Below are 14,923 nucleotides of genomic sequence, written 5' to 3'. Positions count from 1 at the left end.
GTCATTCTCCTTCGTTGGATGCTGCGGATGCCGGTGTCGGCGGATCTTCGGCGAGGAGCTGGTCGAGGCGCGAGATGCGCGAACGCCACAGCGCCTCATAGGCGGCCAGCAGCGCGCGGGCACGGGCGATCATGGCCGGGTCCGCCCGGACCAGCCGCTCCCGGCCCTCGGCGCGCTTGACGATGAGGCCGGCCGCTTCGAGCACCGCGACGTGCTTCTGCACCGCGGCGAACGACATGTCGTACTCCCGGGCCAGATCCGACACCGAGTGCTCGGCCTCGATCGCGCGGCGCAGGATGTCGCGACGCGTCGCCGCCGCGAGCGCGTGGAACACGCGGTCGATGTCGTCATCACTGAGCTCCGTTTGTACAACCATTTGGTTGTACGTTAGACCTTCCGGCTCAGCGCGTCAAGAGGGCTCTCGGCTTCGACTCTCGTCCGAGATTTCGCCGACACCGGACCGAAGACCGTCGATCTCGATGACCGTCCGAGTCCCCGAACGCGGAACGGCCCGGGCTTCCGCCCGGGCCGTTCCGTCCGACGATGTCGCGTCAGTCGTCGACGTCGGCCGTGAGCACGGCGAAGTCGGCGTCGAGGTTCAGATCGATGAAGCGGGCGTCGTCGGTGAGGACGGTCACGTCATAGGGAGAGGTCGCGTCGTCATCGACCTCGAGGTCGGTGATCCGCCCCTCGGTCTCGCCGAGCGCCGCAGAGACGAGGGCGTCGACGGTCGCGCTGTCGAGGACACCCTGCGGCGAGCGGTCGTCGTCATCCGACGTGTCGGTCGAGATGACCGTCGCCGTGCCGTCCGGGCTCACGCGCACCTCGGTCTCGTCGCCGGCGCCGGTGCGGAACTCGACATCCCAGCTGCCGTCACGCTCGGCGTCGATCGCGACCGGGTCGCCCTCGGCGACCGCGGCGGCGGCCGCGATGAGGTCACTGAGCTCCGCCGCGGAGTCGGTGCCCATGTCGGCGGCGGCGGCTTCAGCCCCGGCCGGTCCACCCGCTCGGTCGTCGTCGCTCGAGGTCGCACCGACGACGGCACGGTCGTCGTCATCATCCTCGACCGCGTCGGCGATCGCAGCACCGGCGGCGATTCCACCCCCGGCGAGGAGGAGGCCGCCCAGCACGGCACCTCCGGCGATCAGCATCGTGCGCGTGCGCGGGCGCTTCCGGCCTGGAGTGGGGGCTGGCGCGGAGGCGGCGGTGTCGGCGGGCAGGGCGGGTTCGGTGGGGATGCTCTGGGGGTCACGGGTCGATTCGCTCATGCCGTCAGAGTGCCCGCCGGGTGCTGAAGCGAGACTGAAGGACCCTGAATCGCTTTTCAGGATGCCGCGGGCAGGGTCACGGTGAAGCGGGCGCCGCCCCAGCGCGACTCATCGAGCGTCACGTCGCCGCGCGACGACGTCGCGATGCCGCGGACGATCGCGAGACCGAGGCCCGCCCCGCCGTCGTCGCGTGCGCGCGCCTCGTCGAGACGGACGAACCGGTCGAAGACGCGGTCGCGATCGGCGACGGGAACCCCGTCACCGTCGTCCTCGACCGTCAGGGTCGCGTGAGAACCGTGCTGCTCGACCGAGATCGCGATCCGCCCCCGCGCGTGCCGCGCGGCGTTGTCGGCGAGATTGCGCACGAGCTGCGCCAGCAGTCGGGGATCGCCCTGCACTCGGGCGGCACCCACACCCGCAGCATCCACCTGGTGTCCGGCCGCTCGCAACCGTGTCGCCTCTGCGAGGGCGAGGTCGTCGAGATCGACGGGCCGCCCGGACGTGGCGGGAGCCTCATCGAGCCGCGCGAGCAGCAGAAGTGCATCGACGAGACCCTGCATCCGCAGCCCCTCATCGTGCACCACCTCGGCGAGGTCGGCCATCGACATCGCCTGGGGATGGGTCTGCGCGAGCTCGGCGTGCTGGCGGATCGTCGACAGCGGCGACCGGAGCTCGTGGGAGGCGTCGGAGATGAATCGGCGCTGCGCCTGAGCGGACGCGTCGAGCCGGTCGAGCATGCCGTTCATCGTCACCGCCAACGCGGCGATCTCGTCGCCGGAATCCGGGACGGGCACGCGCTGCTCGAGACGGTCGGCCGTGATGCCGGCGACCTGCGCCTGTATCCGCGCAACCGGGCGGAGGGCCCGGCCCACCACGAACCACGTCGTCGCCGCCACCAACCCGAGGATCAGCGGCACCGCGATCGCCAGCAGCAGCGCGACCGTGCCGAGTGTCTCGGTGTCGTCGTCGATCGGCACGCCCACCACCAGCACGAGATCGTCGTCCAGATCCTCCGAGACGAACAGCACCGGGTCGTCGTCGATCGGTGCGACGATCGGGTCGTCCGAGAGAGGAACGCCCTCGCCTTCGGCCTCCTCGCTGGCGGCCACCACCCGTCCGTCGGCAGCGACGATCTGGACGATCTCGTCGTCCAGGCCGGTCACGACGCCGGAGCCCTCCGCCTCGATTCGATCGGCGAGCTCCTCCGACCGGATGGTGGCAGCGCGCTCCGACGCAGCCGAGACGCTCGTGCGGAGAACCTGGAAGAAACCCACCGCACCCGCGATGAGCACGGCGGCCACGACCAGTGTTGCGGCCATAGTGGTCCGGGCGCGCACCGAGCGCCAGGCCGGCCTAGCCACCGTCCGCCGCCAGTCGGTAGCCGGCGCCGCGGACGGTCTCGATCGTCTCGCGCCCGAACGGCCGGTCGAGTTTGCGCCTCAGGTGCCCGACGTACACCTCGACGATGTTCGGGTCGCCGTCGAAGTCGTCGTCCCAGACGCCTGCGATGAGGTCGCGCTTCGACACCACCTGGCCGCGGTGGCGGATCAGGTACTCCAGCACCGAGAACTCCCGCGCGGTGAGCTCGACGGCGGTCTCGCCCCGCCAGACCCGGCGCGCGCCCGGGTCGACCCTCAGATCGCCCGCCTCCCACACCACGGGCCTCTCCACCCCACCTCGGCGGATCAGTGCGCGAAGGCGCGCCACCAGCACGGCGAACGAGAACGGCTTCGTCACGTAGTCATCGGCACCGGTGTCGAAGGCCTCCACCTGGTCCCATTCGCCGTCCTTCGCGGTCAGCATGAGCACGGGAGTCCAGTTCTCCTCGGCGCGCAGCGCTTCGCACACCTTCCAGCCACTCATCCCGGGCATCATCAGGTCGAGCACGATCGCGTCGTAGCGCGCGTTGCGCGCCCGCCACAGCCCGTCGATTCCGTTGTGCGCGACGTCGACGGCGAAGCCTTCGGCTTCCAAGCCGCGGCGCACTCCGTCGGCCAGCCGCACCTCGTCATCGACTACAAGAACGCGCATCGGAGACAGTCTGTCCGACACGTGCTGAAGCACGGCTGAAGCGGGCCGGAGCGAGGACAGATCACCGTGGGCTCCGAGAGAGCCGCCGGATCAGTCCGACGGGGCCGCGTGGTGGGCGCTCGCCCTGCGCGACGAGGGGAGGAGGCGACGGACACCCATCACCACACCGACGATGAGAAGTCCGGCGATGAGGCCGAAGACCGCGGAGACGGCCGTGTCGACGATCCAGACCACGACCGGTCCTGCAGCCTCCACCAGATGCGTGATCGCGTGCAGGACGTCGTACGGGCCATGCCAGAACGTCTCCGCCAGGTTGGTGATCACAAGGTGCCCGCCGACCCAGAGCATCGCGACCGTGCCGACCACGCTGATCACGCGGAACACCGCGGGCATCGAGGCGACGACGCGCGCTCCCGTGCGGCGAACGCGGCGCGACGGACTCTTCATGAGCCGGAGTCCGATGTCGTCGATCTTCACGAGCAGGGCGACCGCTCCGTACACGAGCGCGGTCATGCCGAGCCCGATGACCGCGAGCGCGGCCAGCGTCATCCCCAGTCCGAAATCGGGATCGAGGCTCGTCAGGGCGATGAGCATGATCTCGGTGCTCAGGATCAGGTCGGTGCGGATGGCCCCGAAGACGAGCTTCTTCTCGTCCCGCGGCTCGTCATCCTCGGTCTCGTGGTGCGTGCCGAACCACTCCAGCACCTTCTCGGCGCCCTCGTAGCAAAGGAACCCACCACCGATGATGAGGAGGAACGGCAGTACCCAGGGCGCGAACGCCGTGAGCAGCAGCGCGATCGGGATGATGATGACGAACTTGTTGACGAGGCTGCCGAGCGCGATCTTCCACACCACCGGGAGCTCGCGCGCGGGGGTGATGCCCTGGACGTACTGCGGCGTCACCGCCGCATCGTCGATGACGACGCCCGCCGTCTTCGCACTCGCCTTCAATGCCGCGGTGAGGATGTCATCGACGACGGCGAGCAGGCCTACCGACATGTGCGCTTCTCCTCACGGCGTCGGCGATCGGAACACGACCGCTCCAAGACGCCAGGCCCCTACGCTAGTCGCTCGCGCCCCGTAGCATCCCGCTTATGGCAGTTGAGCGCAGGGAGTGGTAGCGATGGTCGGCCTCACCGTCTCGGGTGCCACCCTTCACCGGACACCCGCCGAGACCGCCGTCGGCGACCTTTCGGTCCGAGGCTCGACGATCGTCGCCGATACGGACCCCGGATCTGCGAGGACGGTCATCGACGGCCGCGGCGCCTCGGTGGTGCCGCTCTTCGTCGACACCGTGTTCGCCGCGCCGGATCCACCCGCCTCCGCTGCGTTCGACCTCATCCCGGGGAACCCTGCGACCTTCGCCGTCGTCGACGGCAGGGTCGGGCCCGACGAGATCCGGCACATGCTCGTCGTCCGCCCGGAGCGACTTCGCGCGGTCGTCGTCGACGGTTCGGTGATCGTTCGGGACGGTCACTCACTTCGGCCGGCGGGCACCGACCTGAACCCCAGCGATCCGCGCCTCACGGCGTGGACCGACACGCGTCGCGACATGACCCAGTACCTGACGGCGGACGGCAGGTACAGCGAGACCCGCGGCGGCCGGCGAGACGCCTGGACCGGGCAGTTCTGGATCGACGGATCGAGGATCACCTACCTCGACGACTCGGGATTCTGGGCCTTCGGGCAGTTCCACGGCGATCAGCTGCATCACGCGGGGTTCGTGCTGGAGCGCTGATTGCGCCGAACGGGATGTCGGGGGCACAACTAGACTGATCGCGTCCGGCGCCCCGCGATCTCCAGGAGTTCAGCCGCGTGACCACCCCCTCCACTTCCCTGGCAGACACCGTCTCGAACGCCCTCGCGACGCCCGAGCGAGAGCAGCCGTACGCCGCACTGGGCCTGAAGCCCGACGAGTACGACCGCATCCGCGAGATCCTCGGCCGCCGACCCACGAGCGGCGAGCTGGCGATGTACTCCGTGATGTGGAGCGAGCACTGCTCTTACAAGTCGTCCAAGATCTACCTGCGCCAGTTCGGCCAGAAGGTCAGCGACGAGATGAAGAAGCGCCTCATGGTCGGTATGGGGCAGAACGCCGGCGTCGTCGACATCGGCGAGGGCTGGGCGGTGACCTTCAAGGTCGAGTCTCACAACCACCCGAGCTACATCGAGCCCTTCCAGGGCGCCGCGACCGGTGTCGGCGGCATCGTCCGCGACATCATCTCGATGGGGGCGCGCCCCGTCGCCGTCATGGACCAGCTCCGCTTCGGCGCGATCGACGACCCCGACACCGCCCGCGTCGTTCACGGCGTGGTCAGCGGCATCTCGTTCTACGCCAACTGCCTGGGACTGCCGAACATCGGCGGCGAGACCGTCTTCGACCGCGTCTACCAGGGCAACCCCCTCGTCAACGCCCTCGCCGTCGGCGTCCTCCGCCACGAGGATCTGAAGCTCGCCAACGCCAGCGGCGCGGGCAACAAGGTCGTGCTGTTCGGCGCCCGCACCGGCGGCGACGGCATCGGCGGAGCATCCATCCTCGCTTCCGACTCGTTCGACGCCACCGGCCCGACGAAGCGCCCGGCGGTGCAGGTCGGCGACCCGTTCGCCGAGAAGGTGCTCATCGAGTGCTGCCTCGAGCTCTACCGCGGTGAGCTCGTCGAGGCGATCCAAGACCTCGGGGCCGCCGGCATCTCGTGCGCGACGAGCGAGCTCGCCGCCAACGGCGGGTCGGGCATGCGGGTCGACCTCGAGAAGGTGCTGCTGCGCGATCCCACGCTCACGCCGGAGGAGATCCTCATGAGCGAGAGCCAGGAGCGGATGATGGCGATCGTCGCTCCAGAGAAGCTCGACGCCTTCCTGGCGGTCACCACGAAGTGGGATGTCGAGACGAGCGTCCTCGGCGAGGTCACCGGCGACGGCCGGCTGCAGATCTTCTGGCACGGCGAGGAGATCGTGAACGTCGATCCCTCCACGGTCGCCGTCGACGGGCCGGTGTACGAGCGCCCCGTCGCCTACCCGACGTGGATCGACGCGCTGCGGGATGACTCGGCCGCGGCCCTCCCCCGCCAGAACGACCCGGCGAGCCTGCGCGAGCAGTTCCTCGCCCTCGTCGGAAGCCCCAACCTCGCCGACCCGTCGTGGGTGACCAACCAGTACGACTACTACGTCATGGGCAACACCGCACTGTCGTTCCCCGACGATGCGGGCATGATCCGCGTCGACGAGCAGTCGGGTCTCGGGTTCGCCATCGCGACCGACTGCAACGGTCGCTACTGCCAGCTCGACCCCTACGAGGGCGCCAAGCTCGCCCTCGCCGAGGCCTATCGCAACGTCGCCGTCACCGGGGCCGAACCGACCGCCGTCACCGACTGCCTGAACTTCGGCAGCCCCGAGAACCCCGAGGTCATGTGGCAGTTCTCCCGCGCGGTCGAGGGACTGGCCGACGGATGCCTCGAACTCGGTGTTCCGGTCACGGGCGGCAACGTGTCGTTCTACAACCAGACCGGCGACCAGCCGATCCACCCCACCCCTGTGGTGGGCGTGCTCGGCATCATCGACGATGTCGCCCGCCGCATCCCGTCGGGCTGGCAGGACGCCGGCGAGAACATCTACCTCCTCGGTGTCACCTCGACCGAGCTCAGCGGATCAGCGTGGGCCGACACCGTGCACGGCCACCTCGGCGGACGCCCGCCGGCGGTCGACCTCGCGCAGGAGAAGCGCCTGGCCGAACTGCTCCACGCCGCTTCGCAGCAGGCACTGGTCTCCAGCGCCCACGACCTGTCGACCGGCGGGCTCGCGCAGGCTCTTGCCGATTCCGTGCTGCGGTTCGGTGTCGGAGCGCGGGTGTGGCTGACGGAGATCATGGAGCGCGACAGTGTCGACGCGGCATCCGCTCTCTTCTCGGAGTCGACCGGGCGCGTGCTGGTGTCGGTGCCCCGCGAGGACGATGTGAAGTTCCGCGGGCTCTGCGAGGGCCGTGGTTATCCGGTGCTGCGCATCGGTGTGACCGACGCGCCCGCCGACGGTGACGCCGAGCTGCAGGTGCAGGGGCTGTTCTCGGTGCCGGTGCCCGAGCTCGGGATGATCTCTCGCGCGACCCTCCCCGACGCCTTCGGCCCCACGATCACGGAGCCCGTCGCGGGGTAACGCGCCACGAACGTCGAAGAGCCGGGAGCATCTCGCCCCCGGCTCTTCCGGCCCCCGCCTGCAGACCTGGATCAGGCCTGCACGTCACCCCGCCACGCGCCGGTTTCGGCACCGCGCGACTCGATGAACGTCTTGAAATTCTTCAGGTCCTTCTTGACCGAGCGGTCGTCGATGCCGAGGGCATCCCCGACGTGCTCGACGAAGCCCTGCGGCTCCCAGTCCAGCTGCACCGTGACGCGGGTCTCGTTGTCGCTGAGCTTGTGGAAGGTCACCACGCCGGCGTGATCCTCGCCGCCCGTGCTGCGCCACGCGACGCGCTCATCGGCGTGCTGCTCGGTGATCTCGGCGTCGAACTCGCGCTCGACGGCGCCGATCTTCACGCGCCAGTGGTTGTGGGTGTCATCCAGCTGGGTGATCGACTGGACGAAGCTGAGGAATTCGGGGAAGGTCTCGAACTGGGTCCACTGGTTGTAGGCCGTGGAGACCGGGACATCGACATCGACGGTTTCGATGATGCGCGCCATGTCGCACTCCTTTCGTCGACAGAGCCGGGTTCGGCCCCGTCGAGGGGAAATCTATCGAGCGGGGATGGATCCGCCCGCGGCGTTGACGCCCGTCGATCGGTCGGCTATCGTCGCGCGTTCGTCCGCCGCACGCTGGGCGCGGACGGATGCGGCGGGGCGCTCTCTAGACTGGACGAGACCCCCGGACGGAGAGCCGATGAGCGACGACGACGATTTCGCCATGTACAGCGATGCGCGCCAGCGCCGGATCAAGGTGGTGGCGTGGGTCGTCATCCTCTCGCTCATCCTCGTCGGGGGCGGGGCGACGGTCCTGTCGCTGCTCTTCGGCTGACCCCGGCGGGGCGTGCCGCAGAACTCGTGGCCCGCATCCAGCCACCGTGGCTAGCATGGCCGGGTGGACCCGCTCATGGCGATCGCCGAGTTCTGGTGGATCGGAGCGTCGGCAGCCGGCGCCGGAACCATCGGATGGTTCGGGCTGCGCCATCAGCGCGCGAAGGGCTCGCGGCGGCTCGCCCTCCACGCCGCACGGCATGAGCTGCGCGAAGCGCGTGACGCCGTCACCGCCTCACGCGTCGAGGTGCGGGTCGCGCGGGCGGAGCTCGCCCGGGCGCAGGCCGACCGCGCCGCCGAGCGTGTCCCGGCGTCGGAGGTGACCCTCGCCCGGCAACGGCTGCAGCAGGCTCAGCGAGAGGTGCGCGCCGCGCATGCCGAGATCCGCCTCCGCCGGATCCAGGTGTCGGCCGCGCGGGCGACGATCCCCCGCGCGAAGTCGGGCACCGACACCCTCCCCCTCGCCCGGTTGATGGCCGCGCACACCGCGATCGACGCCCGCTGGCTGGAGTACGAGACCGACCCCGCGAAGCGCATCGCGTTCCCCGCCATGAGCGATGTGCGCCAGCCCTCGACCGCGGCCTACCTCGCCGCTCGCGCGGAGGCCGGACGGCTTCGTCCTCCCACCGCTGTCACCAGGATGACGCCCGTCGAGTTCGCGCAGTACCGCGCGGCGGTCGAGAATCTCGGGAAGCTGTTCGAGCGCGCGGAGCGCGAGGCGTGGCGGGCGGCCGGAGCCGGCAATGGTCCTTCACGTCAGGATGACCCCCACTGGGTCGATCTGGCCCAGTCGGTCGCGCAGACGGTGATCGCACGCGGCACCGAGGCGATCGCCCGTGTCGCGGAGTCGAATGCGCGCAATCGCGAACGTGCCGGCGGACGGGCGGATGCGGCGGGTACCGCCCCACAGGCCGAGTCGGCCCCGACCGGTGGCACCCCATCCGAGGCCCAGGACGCCCGCCCGCCGCAGGCCCCGGGGACTCCTGTGTGGCCCGTCCCCTCGCGCGGAGCGCGGCGGCCGCGGGACTGACGCGCCGCGGGGAGCGCCGATGACGATCGAGTGGGGATGACGGGTGGACTGGTCGAACATCTGGATGTTCTGGTGGCTGATCTTCCCGATCGGAGCCGCCATCGGCGGTGCCATCAAGTCGTTCGACCGCGCGTCGGAGCGCCGGCACCGGCGGCGGCTGGAGATGATGCGTGCCAAGGCCGAGCTGCGCTCCGGTGCCATCCCCGCCGTCGGCGCGCTGGCGGCGACCTGGGGCGGCGCGGTCGACGACGCGGCCCACGCGGCATCCGACTCGGCTGACGCCACTCTCACGCAGCTGCTCGCCATCCATGACGACGTCACCGCCCGCTGGCTCGAGTACGAACTGGATGTCGCCAAACTGATCGCCTTTCCCGCGATGAGCGACGGACGCCAGCCGCTGACGGCGGCGTTCCTTCGCGCGAAGCGCGTCGCCGACCGGCTGCGACCGCCGTCGGCCACGGCGCGGATCAGCCCCGAGCAGCTGCGGGAGTACCGCGAGGCCGTCACCGACTACGAGGTCGCCTTCGACCTGGCCGAGCGCGACGCGCGGCGGCTGAAGGACGCCAATTTCAGCGCCGAGGAGCGCAAGCGCCTCGACACCGCGCAGCAGCTGCTCTCGGTCGCGATCGATGAGGCGGCGACCCCGGCGGAGCGGCAGCTCGCCTACCGCCGCGTGCGCGAGGAGCTCGACGGGCTCCTTCTGCTGTCGGATGACGCGATCGAGGTCTTGGAGAAGAAGGTCGCGCGGGAGCTCCCCGCACACCCCTCGACCGCGCCGCCGCCCGCGGCGCCGCCCGCGCCGTCCGCCTGAGCGCCGCTCCGCGGCATCCGGCGCTCCCCCGTCGCAATCCGCCCCCGCCCGCGCGAAATCGGGGCAGAACCTGACGGGCGAAGCGACCGCGAGACACCCCCTTACCGCTCCCCCGTCGCAATCCGCCCCCGCCCGCGCGGGTAGCGGGGCAGAACGTGACGGGCGAAGCGACCCCTCGCCCGGCCGACGTGCGCCGCGACGGCGGTGTGCGCGACGGCTGCGTGCGGAGGGTTGACAGCGAGAGGCGCTGTGTTGCATGGTTAGTTAGTCAACTAATGAACCAGTAAGGAACCCCATGGTCGAAGACGGCAGGGCGCTCTTCCTCCAGATCGCCGAAAGCGTGGAGGACGCGATCATCGACGGCAGCCTCACCGAAGAGAGCCAGGCGCCGTCGACGAACGAGCTCGCCGCGTTCCACCGCATCAACCCCGCCACCGCTGCCAAAGGAGTGACCATGCTCGTCGACAAGGGCGTCTTGTACAAGCGACGCGGAATCGGCATGTTCGTCGCTCCCGGCGCACGCGAGCGTCTGCTCGACGAGCGCCGCACCGCATTCGCCGACCGGTACGTCGAACCGCTGCTCGCCGAGGCGCGCAAGCTCGGACTCGGCCCCGCCGACCTCACGGCACTGATCAACGACCGCGCCGCGGTCACCGAACCCTGAGTCCCGAAAGGACACCACGATGACCCACGTGATCCAGGTGGAGCACCTGACCAAGCGCTACCGCGACACCGTCGCGGTCGACGACGTCAGCTTCTCCATCGAGAAGGACACCATCTACGGCCTCCTCGGCCGCAACGGCGCCGGCAAGACGACCGTGATGTCGATCCTCACCGCACAGAACTTCGCCACCAGCGGCACGGTGCGCGTGTTCGGCGAGCACCCGTACGAGAACGCTCGCGTGCTGCAGCGCATGTGCTTCGTGCGAGAGAGCCAGAAGTACCCGGATGACGCGACTCCGCGTCACGCGCTGAGGATGGCGCGGCTCTTCTTCCCCCACTGGGACCAGGAGCTCGCCGATCAGCTCGTCGACGACTTCCAGCTACCACTCAAGGGCCGGACGATCAAGAAGCTCTCGCGCGGTCAGCTCTCGGCGGTCGGCGTCATCATCGGCCTGGCCTCACGCGCTGAGATCACCTTCTTCGACGAGCCGTACCTCGGTCTCGACGCGGTAGCCCGCCAGATCTTCTACGACCGTCTGCTCAGCGACTACGCCGAGCACCCCCGCACGATCATCCTCTCCAGCCATCTCATCGATGAGGTATCGAATCTCCTCGGCCGGGTGCTGGTGATCGACCGGGGCCGCATCGTCATGGACGAGGAGACCGACGAGATCCGCGATCGCGCGACGAACGTGGTCGGCGACGCCGCGGCGGTGGAGAGCTTCACCGCCGGTCGCGAGATCATCCACCGGCAGAGTCTCGGGCGCACCACCTCGGTCACCGTCCTCGGTCGGCTCTCGGCCGACGACCGCGCCCGCATGGCCGCCGCCGGACTGGATGTCGCTCCCATCTCGCTGCAGCAGCTCATCGTCCGCACCACCCAGCACGCCGCCGAGCAGGGCGGCTCGTTCACCTCACTCGAAGAAGGAGCACTCCGATGAACCGCACGCTGCGCGTCGTCCGGATGCAGCTGATCAACCGCCAGACCTACCTCTGGGTGCCCCTCCTCGTCCTCGGCGGCGCCTTCATCCTGTCCGTCGCGATCTGGTGGATCCTCGCCGGGTCGGGCGTGACCGGGAACTTCTACGGCGGCGGCGCCCAGGCACCCCTGTGGTATCTCGCGGTCGTCGGCGTCCAGGCGCTCACCCTGACGTTCCCGTTCTCGCAGGCGATGAGCGTCACGCGCCGCGAGTTCTTCTTCGGCACGTACCTCATCGCGGCGCTCAGCGCGGCGAGCCTGGCGGTGATCTTCGTCATCGGCGGCTGGATCGAGACGCTGACCGGCGGCTGGGGGCTCAACGGCTACTTCTTCTACTCGGCCGAGATCTGGCAGGGCGGCCCCCTGGGCGCCGCGTTCATCTTCTTCACCGTGGCGATGCTGATGTTCACGCTCGGGTTCACCGGTGCGACCGTGTACAAGCGTTTCGGGCCCACGGTCTTCACGGTCAGCCTCATCGGGCTCGGCGCGCTTCTCGTGGGAGCCATGTTCATCGTCGGCCGGCTGAACGCCTGGGGCGAGGTGTTCGGATGGATCGGCGAGCAGGGACCCCTCGGCATGGCTGCGTGGGGACTCGTCGCGGCCGCCGCGCTCGGCGCTGCGGCGTTCGCGACGCTTCGCCGCGCGACGCCCTGATCGGCCGTCGCGAGGCCTCCCCCCTCTGCTCACCCGTCACGTTCTGCCCCGTCGCTCACCCGAACGGGGCGGAACGTGACGGGGGAGCGATCGAACGAGGGCGGAACGTGACGGGGGAACGGTCGAACGAGGGGACGCCGTCCTAGTCGGAGGGGAGCGATCCCAGGAACACCCCGATCTGGTCGTCCACCTTCACGAACTGCAACGCCGCACCGGGGAATCGCTCCCGCAACTCGGGAGGGGACGCGCTGTCGACCGCGAGCGAGACGGTCGCAGGGAACTCGCCGACGCGGCACCCCGAGTACACGGGGCCGGACGTCGAGTAGCCGTTCTGAGCGGCCTCCTCATCCTCCGGCAGGTCGGCGGTCAGGACGACAGTGAAGCAGTCACCGCCGGTGCCGTAGAACCCGGTCGTCGTCTCGAAGAGAGTCAGCCCGAAGAACTCGTACACGGCGGAACTGGCTCCCACTCCGAACCACCCGGTCGGGATCGTCGTCGTCGACTCGGGCTCGAGCGCCGCGATCTGGGGCGCGCCGTGCGATGACTCGACCGGCGCCAAACGGACCAGCCCGTAGGTCACCACCGCCGTCACTACCGCGACCGCGGCGAGGGACGCGATCCATCCGACCCAGATGAGGGAGGGCGCTCGCAGACGAGGCGAAGAGCGAGTCGGATGCCGCGGCGCCCCGTTCGAGGCCGCAGACCCAGCCGTCCCCTCGTCGAAACCGGCGATCCCGGTCGCTGTGGCGTCGCCCGGTACGACGGACCCCTCCGACTGCGGTCCGAGGGACGGGGCCTGCCCCGACAGGCCCTGCTCCTCCGCCTGCACGACCGACGTCACCGACGCGCCCCGTGGTGACGGCGACGCACGCGGAGCGTCGGATGGTTCGGGGCGGACGCCGTCGGCAGACGAACTTATCGTCTGCCGCTCGAGCTCCCTCAGACGGCGAAGGGCGTCCGGGTCATCGTCGATGTCGGCGGCGGGCCCGTACGCGCGCCGACGAAGAAGATCCAGTTCGGAACGCTCGGAGCCCTTCACGCTCCGATGATGTCACCGTCCCAGAATCGCCGGCGCGTCGCGCGCCGGGTCAGCTCGACGAGCGGCCCGTCTTCTCCTGCAACCGTTCGATGTGCTCCGAGGCCTCGGCCTTGGTCAGATCGGCCGAGAGCTCTTCCCCCGCCTCGCGGGCCAGGGTGTCGAGATAGCTGCGCTGCGGAGCGGTCATGGGTTCGTCGCCGGTGACCCAGTCGGCTGGATCCTTCTCCGCGGGGTTGGTGGTGTCGTCGGACGTGGTCGCACCGAGGGTCTCGGCGCTGGATGTGTTGTCGGACATGCGTTCGAGACTACGTCGGGCCAGCGACATCCCTCCCGCCCTTGACAACGGCCCCGGATCCCGTCAGCGGATCGGCACCGCCACGTCGCTTCCGCCCTCCACGGTCAGGCGCTCACCCATCTGCACAAGCCCGGCCGTCTCGACGAACCCGCCCGCGAACAGCGCCTGCCCCTGAGCGAACAGCGGCGAGCGCTCCACCAGCGCCGCCGGCGCATAGCCGAACACCTCGCCGAGCTCGGCCAGGTCGCGCGGCGAGCTCATGCGCATCAGGGCGAGGTTGTCGCACTGCGACAGGGCGTTGGGGTGCACCTTCGAGGGCCGCTGCGTCGACAGCAGCAGCCACAGCCCGTACTTCCGGCCTTCGGCCGCGATCTGCACGATGCGCTCGGTGAGCTCTCGCTCCACCGGGGTCATCGGGTTCGGCTGCACGAGATTGTGGGCCTCGTCGATGACGATCAACCGGCCCACCCGCTCGGCGCGGTGCTCCCACAGGTGATCGAGCACCGCAAGCGCCGCCGCGAGCATCTCGGCCCGCGTGGGGAAGCCGCCGAGGTCGAGCACCGTCGCGTCGGGCTGCTCGCGGATGTCGTCGGTGACGCTCCGGCCGCGCCAGGCCCACAGCCCCCACCCGCCGAGGCCGAGGTTCTCGAGCCGGGTCGCGAGGCGGTGACGGGCGGGGTCGTCGCCCGACCTCAGGTGAGCGACGAGGCTTCCGCGGCGGACGACGTCGAGTTCTTCCTCGAGCTTCAGCAGGGCGTTGAAGTCCTCGGCGTCGCGAATCGGATCCAGCTCGAGCAGCGCCGCGCGCGAGCGCCACGGCATATCGAGGAATCGCGCTTGCAGGGCGTCGGGGCGGTCGCGCCCCGGGCGGAACACCCGGATGTCGCGCTCGTCCCAGGCGGCGCGCACCGCGTCATCCGCTCCCTCCCGCACCGTGCCGAGGCCGACGAAATCCGAGTTCGGATCCAGGATGACCAGGGGCAGGCGGGTGTGCAGGATGACGCGCTCGAGCAGCACGCCGAGGGCGTAGGTCTTGCCCGACCCGCTCTGCCCGCACCAGAAGGTGTGCCGGTTGAGCTTTCGCGCGAGCACCTGTGCGGGGGTCGGTTCGGCTGCCTCGAGGAGGGTGCCGATCTCGAGCCGATCGCCCATG

17 protein-coding genes are annotated in these 14,923 nt (G+C 69.9%); 8 read left to right on the top strand and 9 right to left on the bottom strand.

The window, feature by feature from the left end:
* Position 1 precedes the first annotated feature (1 nt).
* The 5 genes from DT073_RS03080 to DT073_RS03060 form a co-directional block, all read right to left on the bottom strand.
* Positions 2-376: an ArsR/SmtB family transcription factor gene (locus tag DT073_RS03080; protein WP_124292060.1), complete on the bottom strand. Its 375-nt coding sequence runs from the start codon at positions 374-376 to the stop codon at positions 2-4.
* Positions 377-551: 175 nt separating this feature from the next.
* Positions 552-1,268 (bottom strand): hypothetical protein, encoded by a 717-nt coding sequence (locus tag DT073_RS03075; RefSeq protein ID WP_240638707.1) that lies wholly within the window; start codon positions 1,266-1,268, stop codon positions 552-554.
* Between the two features lie 56 nt (positions 1,269-1,324).
* Positions 1,325-2,587, bottom strand: a complete 1,263-nt coding sequence (locus DT073_RS03070) for a sensor histidine kinase (protein ID WP_124292059.1) — start codon at positions 2,585-2,587, stop codon at positions 1,325-1,327.
* A 34-nt stretch (positions 2,588-2,621) separates the two neighbouring features.
* Positions 2,622-3,299, bottom strand: coding sequence for a response regulator transcription factor (locus tag DT073_RS03065; protein WP_124292058.1), 678 nt, complete (start codon positions 3,297-3,299; stop codon positions 2,622-2,624).
* Between the two features lie 90 nt (positions 3,300-3,389).
* On the bottom strand, positions 3,390-4,298 hold the full coding sequence (locus DT073_RS03060; protein WP_124292057.1) for a DUF808 domain-containing protein: 909 nt from the start codon (positions 4,296-4,298) through the stop codon (positions 3,390-3,392).
* 124 nt (positions 4,299-4,422) lie between these two features.
* Between DT073_RS03060 and DT073_RS15940 the strand changes: the two genes are divergently transcribed.
* The gene (locus DT073_RS15940) at positions 4,423-5,037 is read left to right on the top strand and encodes an Atu4866 domain-containing protein (RefSeq protein ID WP_205783002.1); all 615 of its coding nucleotides are present in this window, start codon (positions 4,423-4,425) and stop codon (positions 5,035-5,037) included.
* Between the two features lie 77 nt (positions 5,038-5,114).
* Positions 5,115-7,445: a phosphoribosylformylglycinamidine synthase subunit PurL gene (purL, locus tag DT073_RS03050; RefSeq protein WP_124292056.1), complete on the top strand. Its 2,331-nt coding sequence runs from the start codon at positions 5,115-5,117 to the stop codon at positions 7,443-7,445.
* Between the two features lie 71 nt (positions 7,446-7,516).
* On the opposite strand, the gene DT073_RS03045 is transcribed toward purL, so the two are convergent.
* On the bottom strand, positions 7,517-7,969 hold the full coding sequence (locus tag DT073_RS03045) for an SRPBCC family protein (RefSeq protein ID WP_124292055.1): 453 nt from the start codon (positions 7,967-7,969) through the stop codon (positions 7,517-7,519).
* 196 nt (positions 7,970-8,165) lie between these two features.
* Here DT073_RS03045 and DT073_RS16135 point away from each other — a divergent pair, with 196 nt between their 5' ends.
* From DT073_RS16135 to DT073_RS03020, 6 genes are all read left to right on the top strand, one after another.
* Positions 8,166-8,300 (top strand): hypothetical protein, encoded by a 135-nt coding sequence (locus DT073_RS16135; RefSeq protein WP_276310442.1) that lies wholly within the window; start codon positions 8,166-8,168, stop codon positions 8,298-8,300.
* Positions 8,301-8,363: 63 nt separating this feature from the next.
* Positions 8,364-9,329 carry an efflux RND transporter periplasmic adaptor subunit gene (locus DT073_RS03040; protein ID WP_124292054.1) on the top strand — a complete coding sequence of 322 codons (966 nt, stop codon included), beginning with the start codon at positions 8,364-8,366 and terminating at the stop codon, positions 9,327-9,329.
* Positions 9,330-9,372: 43 nt separating this feature from the next.
* Positions 9,373-10,140: a hypothetical protein gene (locus DT073_RS03035; protein WP_502697158.1), complete on the top strand. Its 768-nt coding sequence runs from the start codon at positions 9,373-9,375 to the stop codon at positions 10,138-10,140.
* Between the two features lie 295 nt (positions 10,141-10,435).
* Positions 10,436-10,804: a GntR family transcriptional regulator gene (locus DT073_RS03030; RefSeq protein WP_124292053.1), complete on the top strand. Its 369-nt coding sequence runs from the start codon at positions 10,436-10,438 to the stop codon at positions 10,802-10,804.
* Positions 10,805-10,823: 19 nt separating this feature from the next.
* Positions 10,824-11,744, top strand: a complete 921-nt coding sequence (locus DT073_RS03025; RefSeq protein ID WP_124292052.1) for an ABC transporter ATP-binding protein — start codon at positions 10,824-10,826, stop codon at positions 11,742-11,744.
* Positions 11,741-12,436 carry a hypothetical protein gene (locus DT073_RS03020; protein ID WP_124292051.1) on the top strand — a complete coding sequence of 232 codons (696 nt, stop codon included), beginning with the start codon at positions 11,741-11,743 and terminating at the stop codon, positions 12,434-12,436. Before DT073_RS03025 ends, DT073_RS03020 begins: the two co-directional genes overlap by 4 nt.
* Before the next feature lie 142 nt (positions 12,437-12,578).
* Here DT073_RS03020 and DT073_RS03015 read toward each other — a convergent pair whose 3' ends face one another.
* The 3 genes from DT073_RS03015 to DT073_RS03005 form a co-directional block, all read right to left on the bottom strand.
* Complete coding sequence (locus tag DT073_RS03015; protein WP_124292050.1) at positions 12,579-13,475, bottom strand: hypothetical protein; 897 nt, start codon at positions 13,473-13,475, stop codon at positions 12,579-12,581.
* A gap of 49 nt (positions 13,476-13,524) precedes the next feature.
* Positions 13,525-13,770 carry a DUF3072 domain-containing protein gene (locus tag DT073_RS03010; RefSeq protein ID WP_124292049.1) on the bottom strand — a complete coding sequence of 82 codons (246 nt, stop codon included), beginning with the start codon at positions 13,768-13,770 and terminating at the stop codon, positions 13,525-13,527.
* A 63-nt stretch (positions 13,771-13,833) separates the two neighbouring features.
* Positions 13,834-14,922, bottom strand: coding sequence for an ATP-binding protein (locus tag DT073_RS03005; RefSeq protein WP_124292048.1), 1,089 nt, complete (start codon positions 14,920-14,922; stop codon positions 13,834-13,836).
* Position 14,923 lies beyond the last annotated feature (1 nt).

Source organism: Microbacterium sp. ABRD28, from assembly GCF_003850245.1.
Taxonomy (GTDB): Bacteria; Actinomycetota; Actinomycetes; order Actinomycetales; family Microbacteriaceae; genus Microbacterium.
The sequence above is the reverse complement of the archived record's forward strand: the minus strand, read 5'-3'. Positions and strand labels throughout refer to the sequence as shown.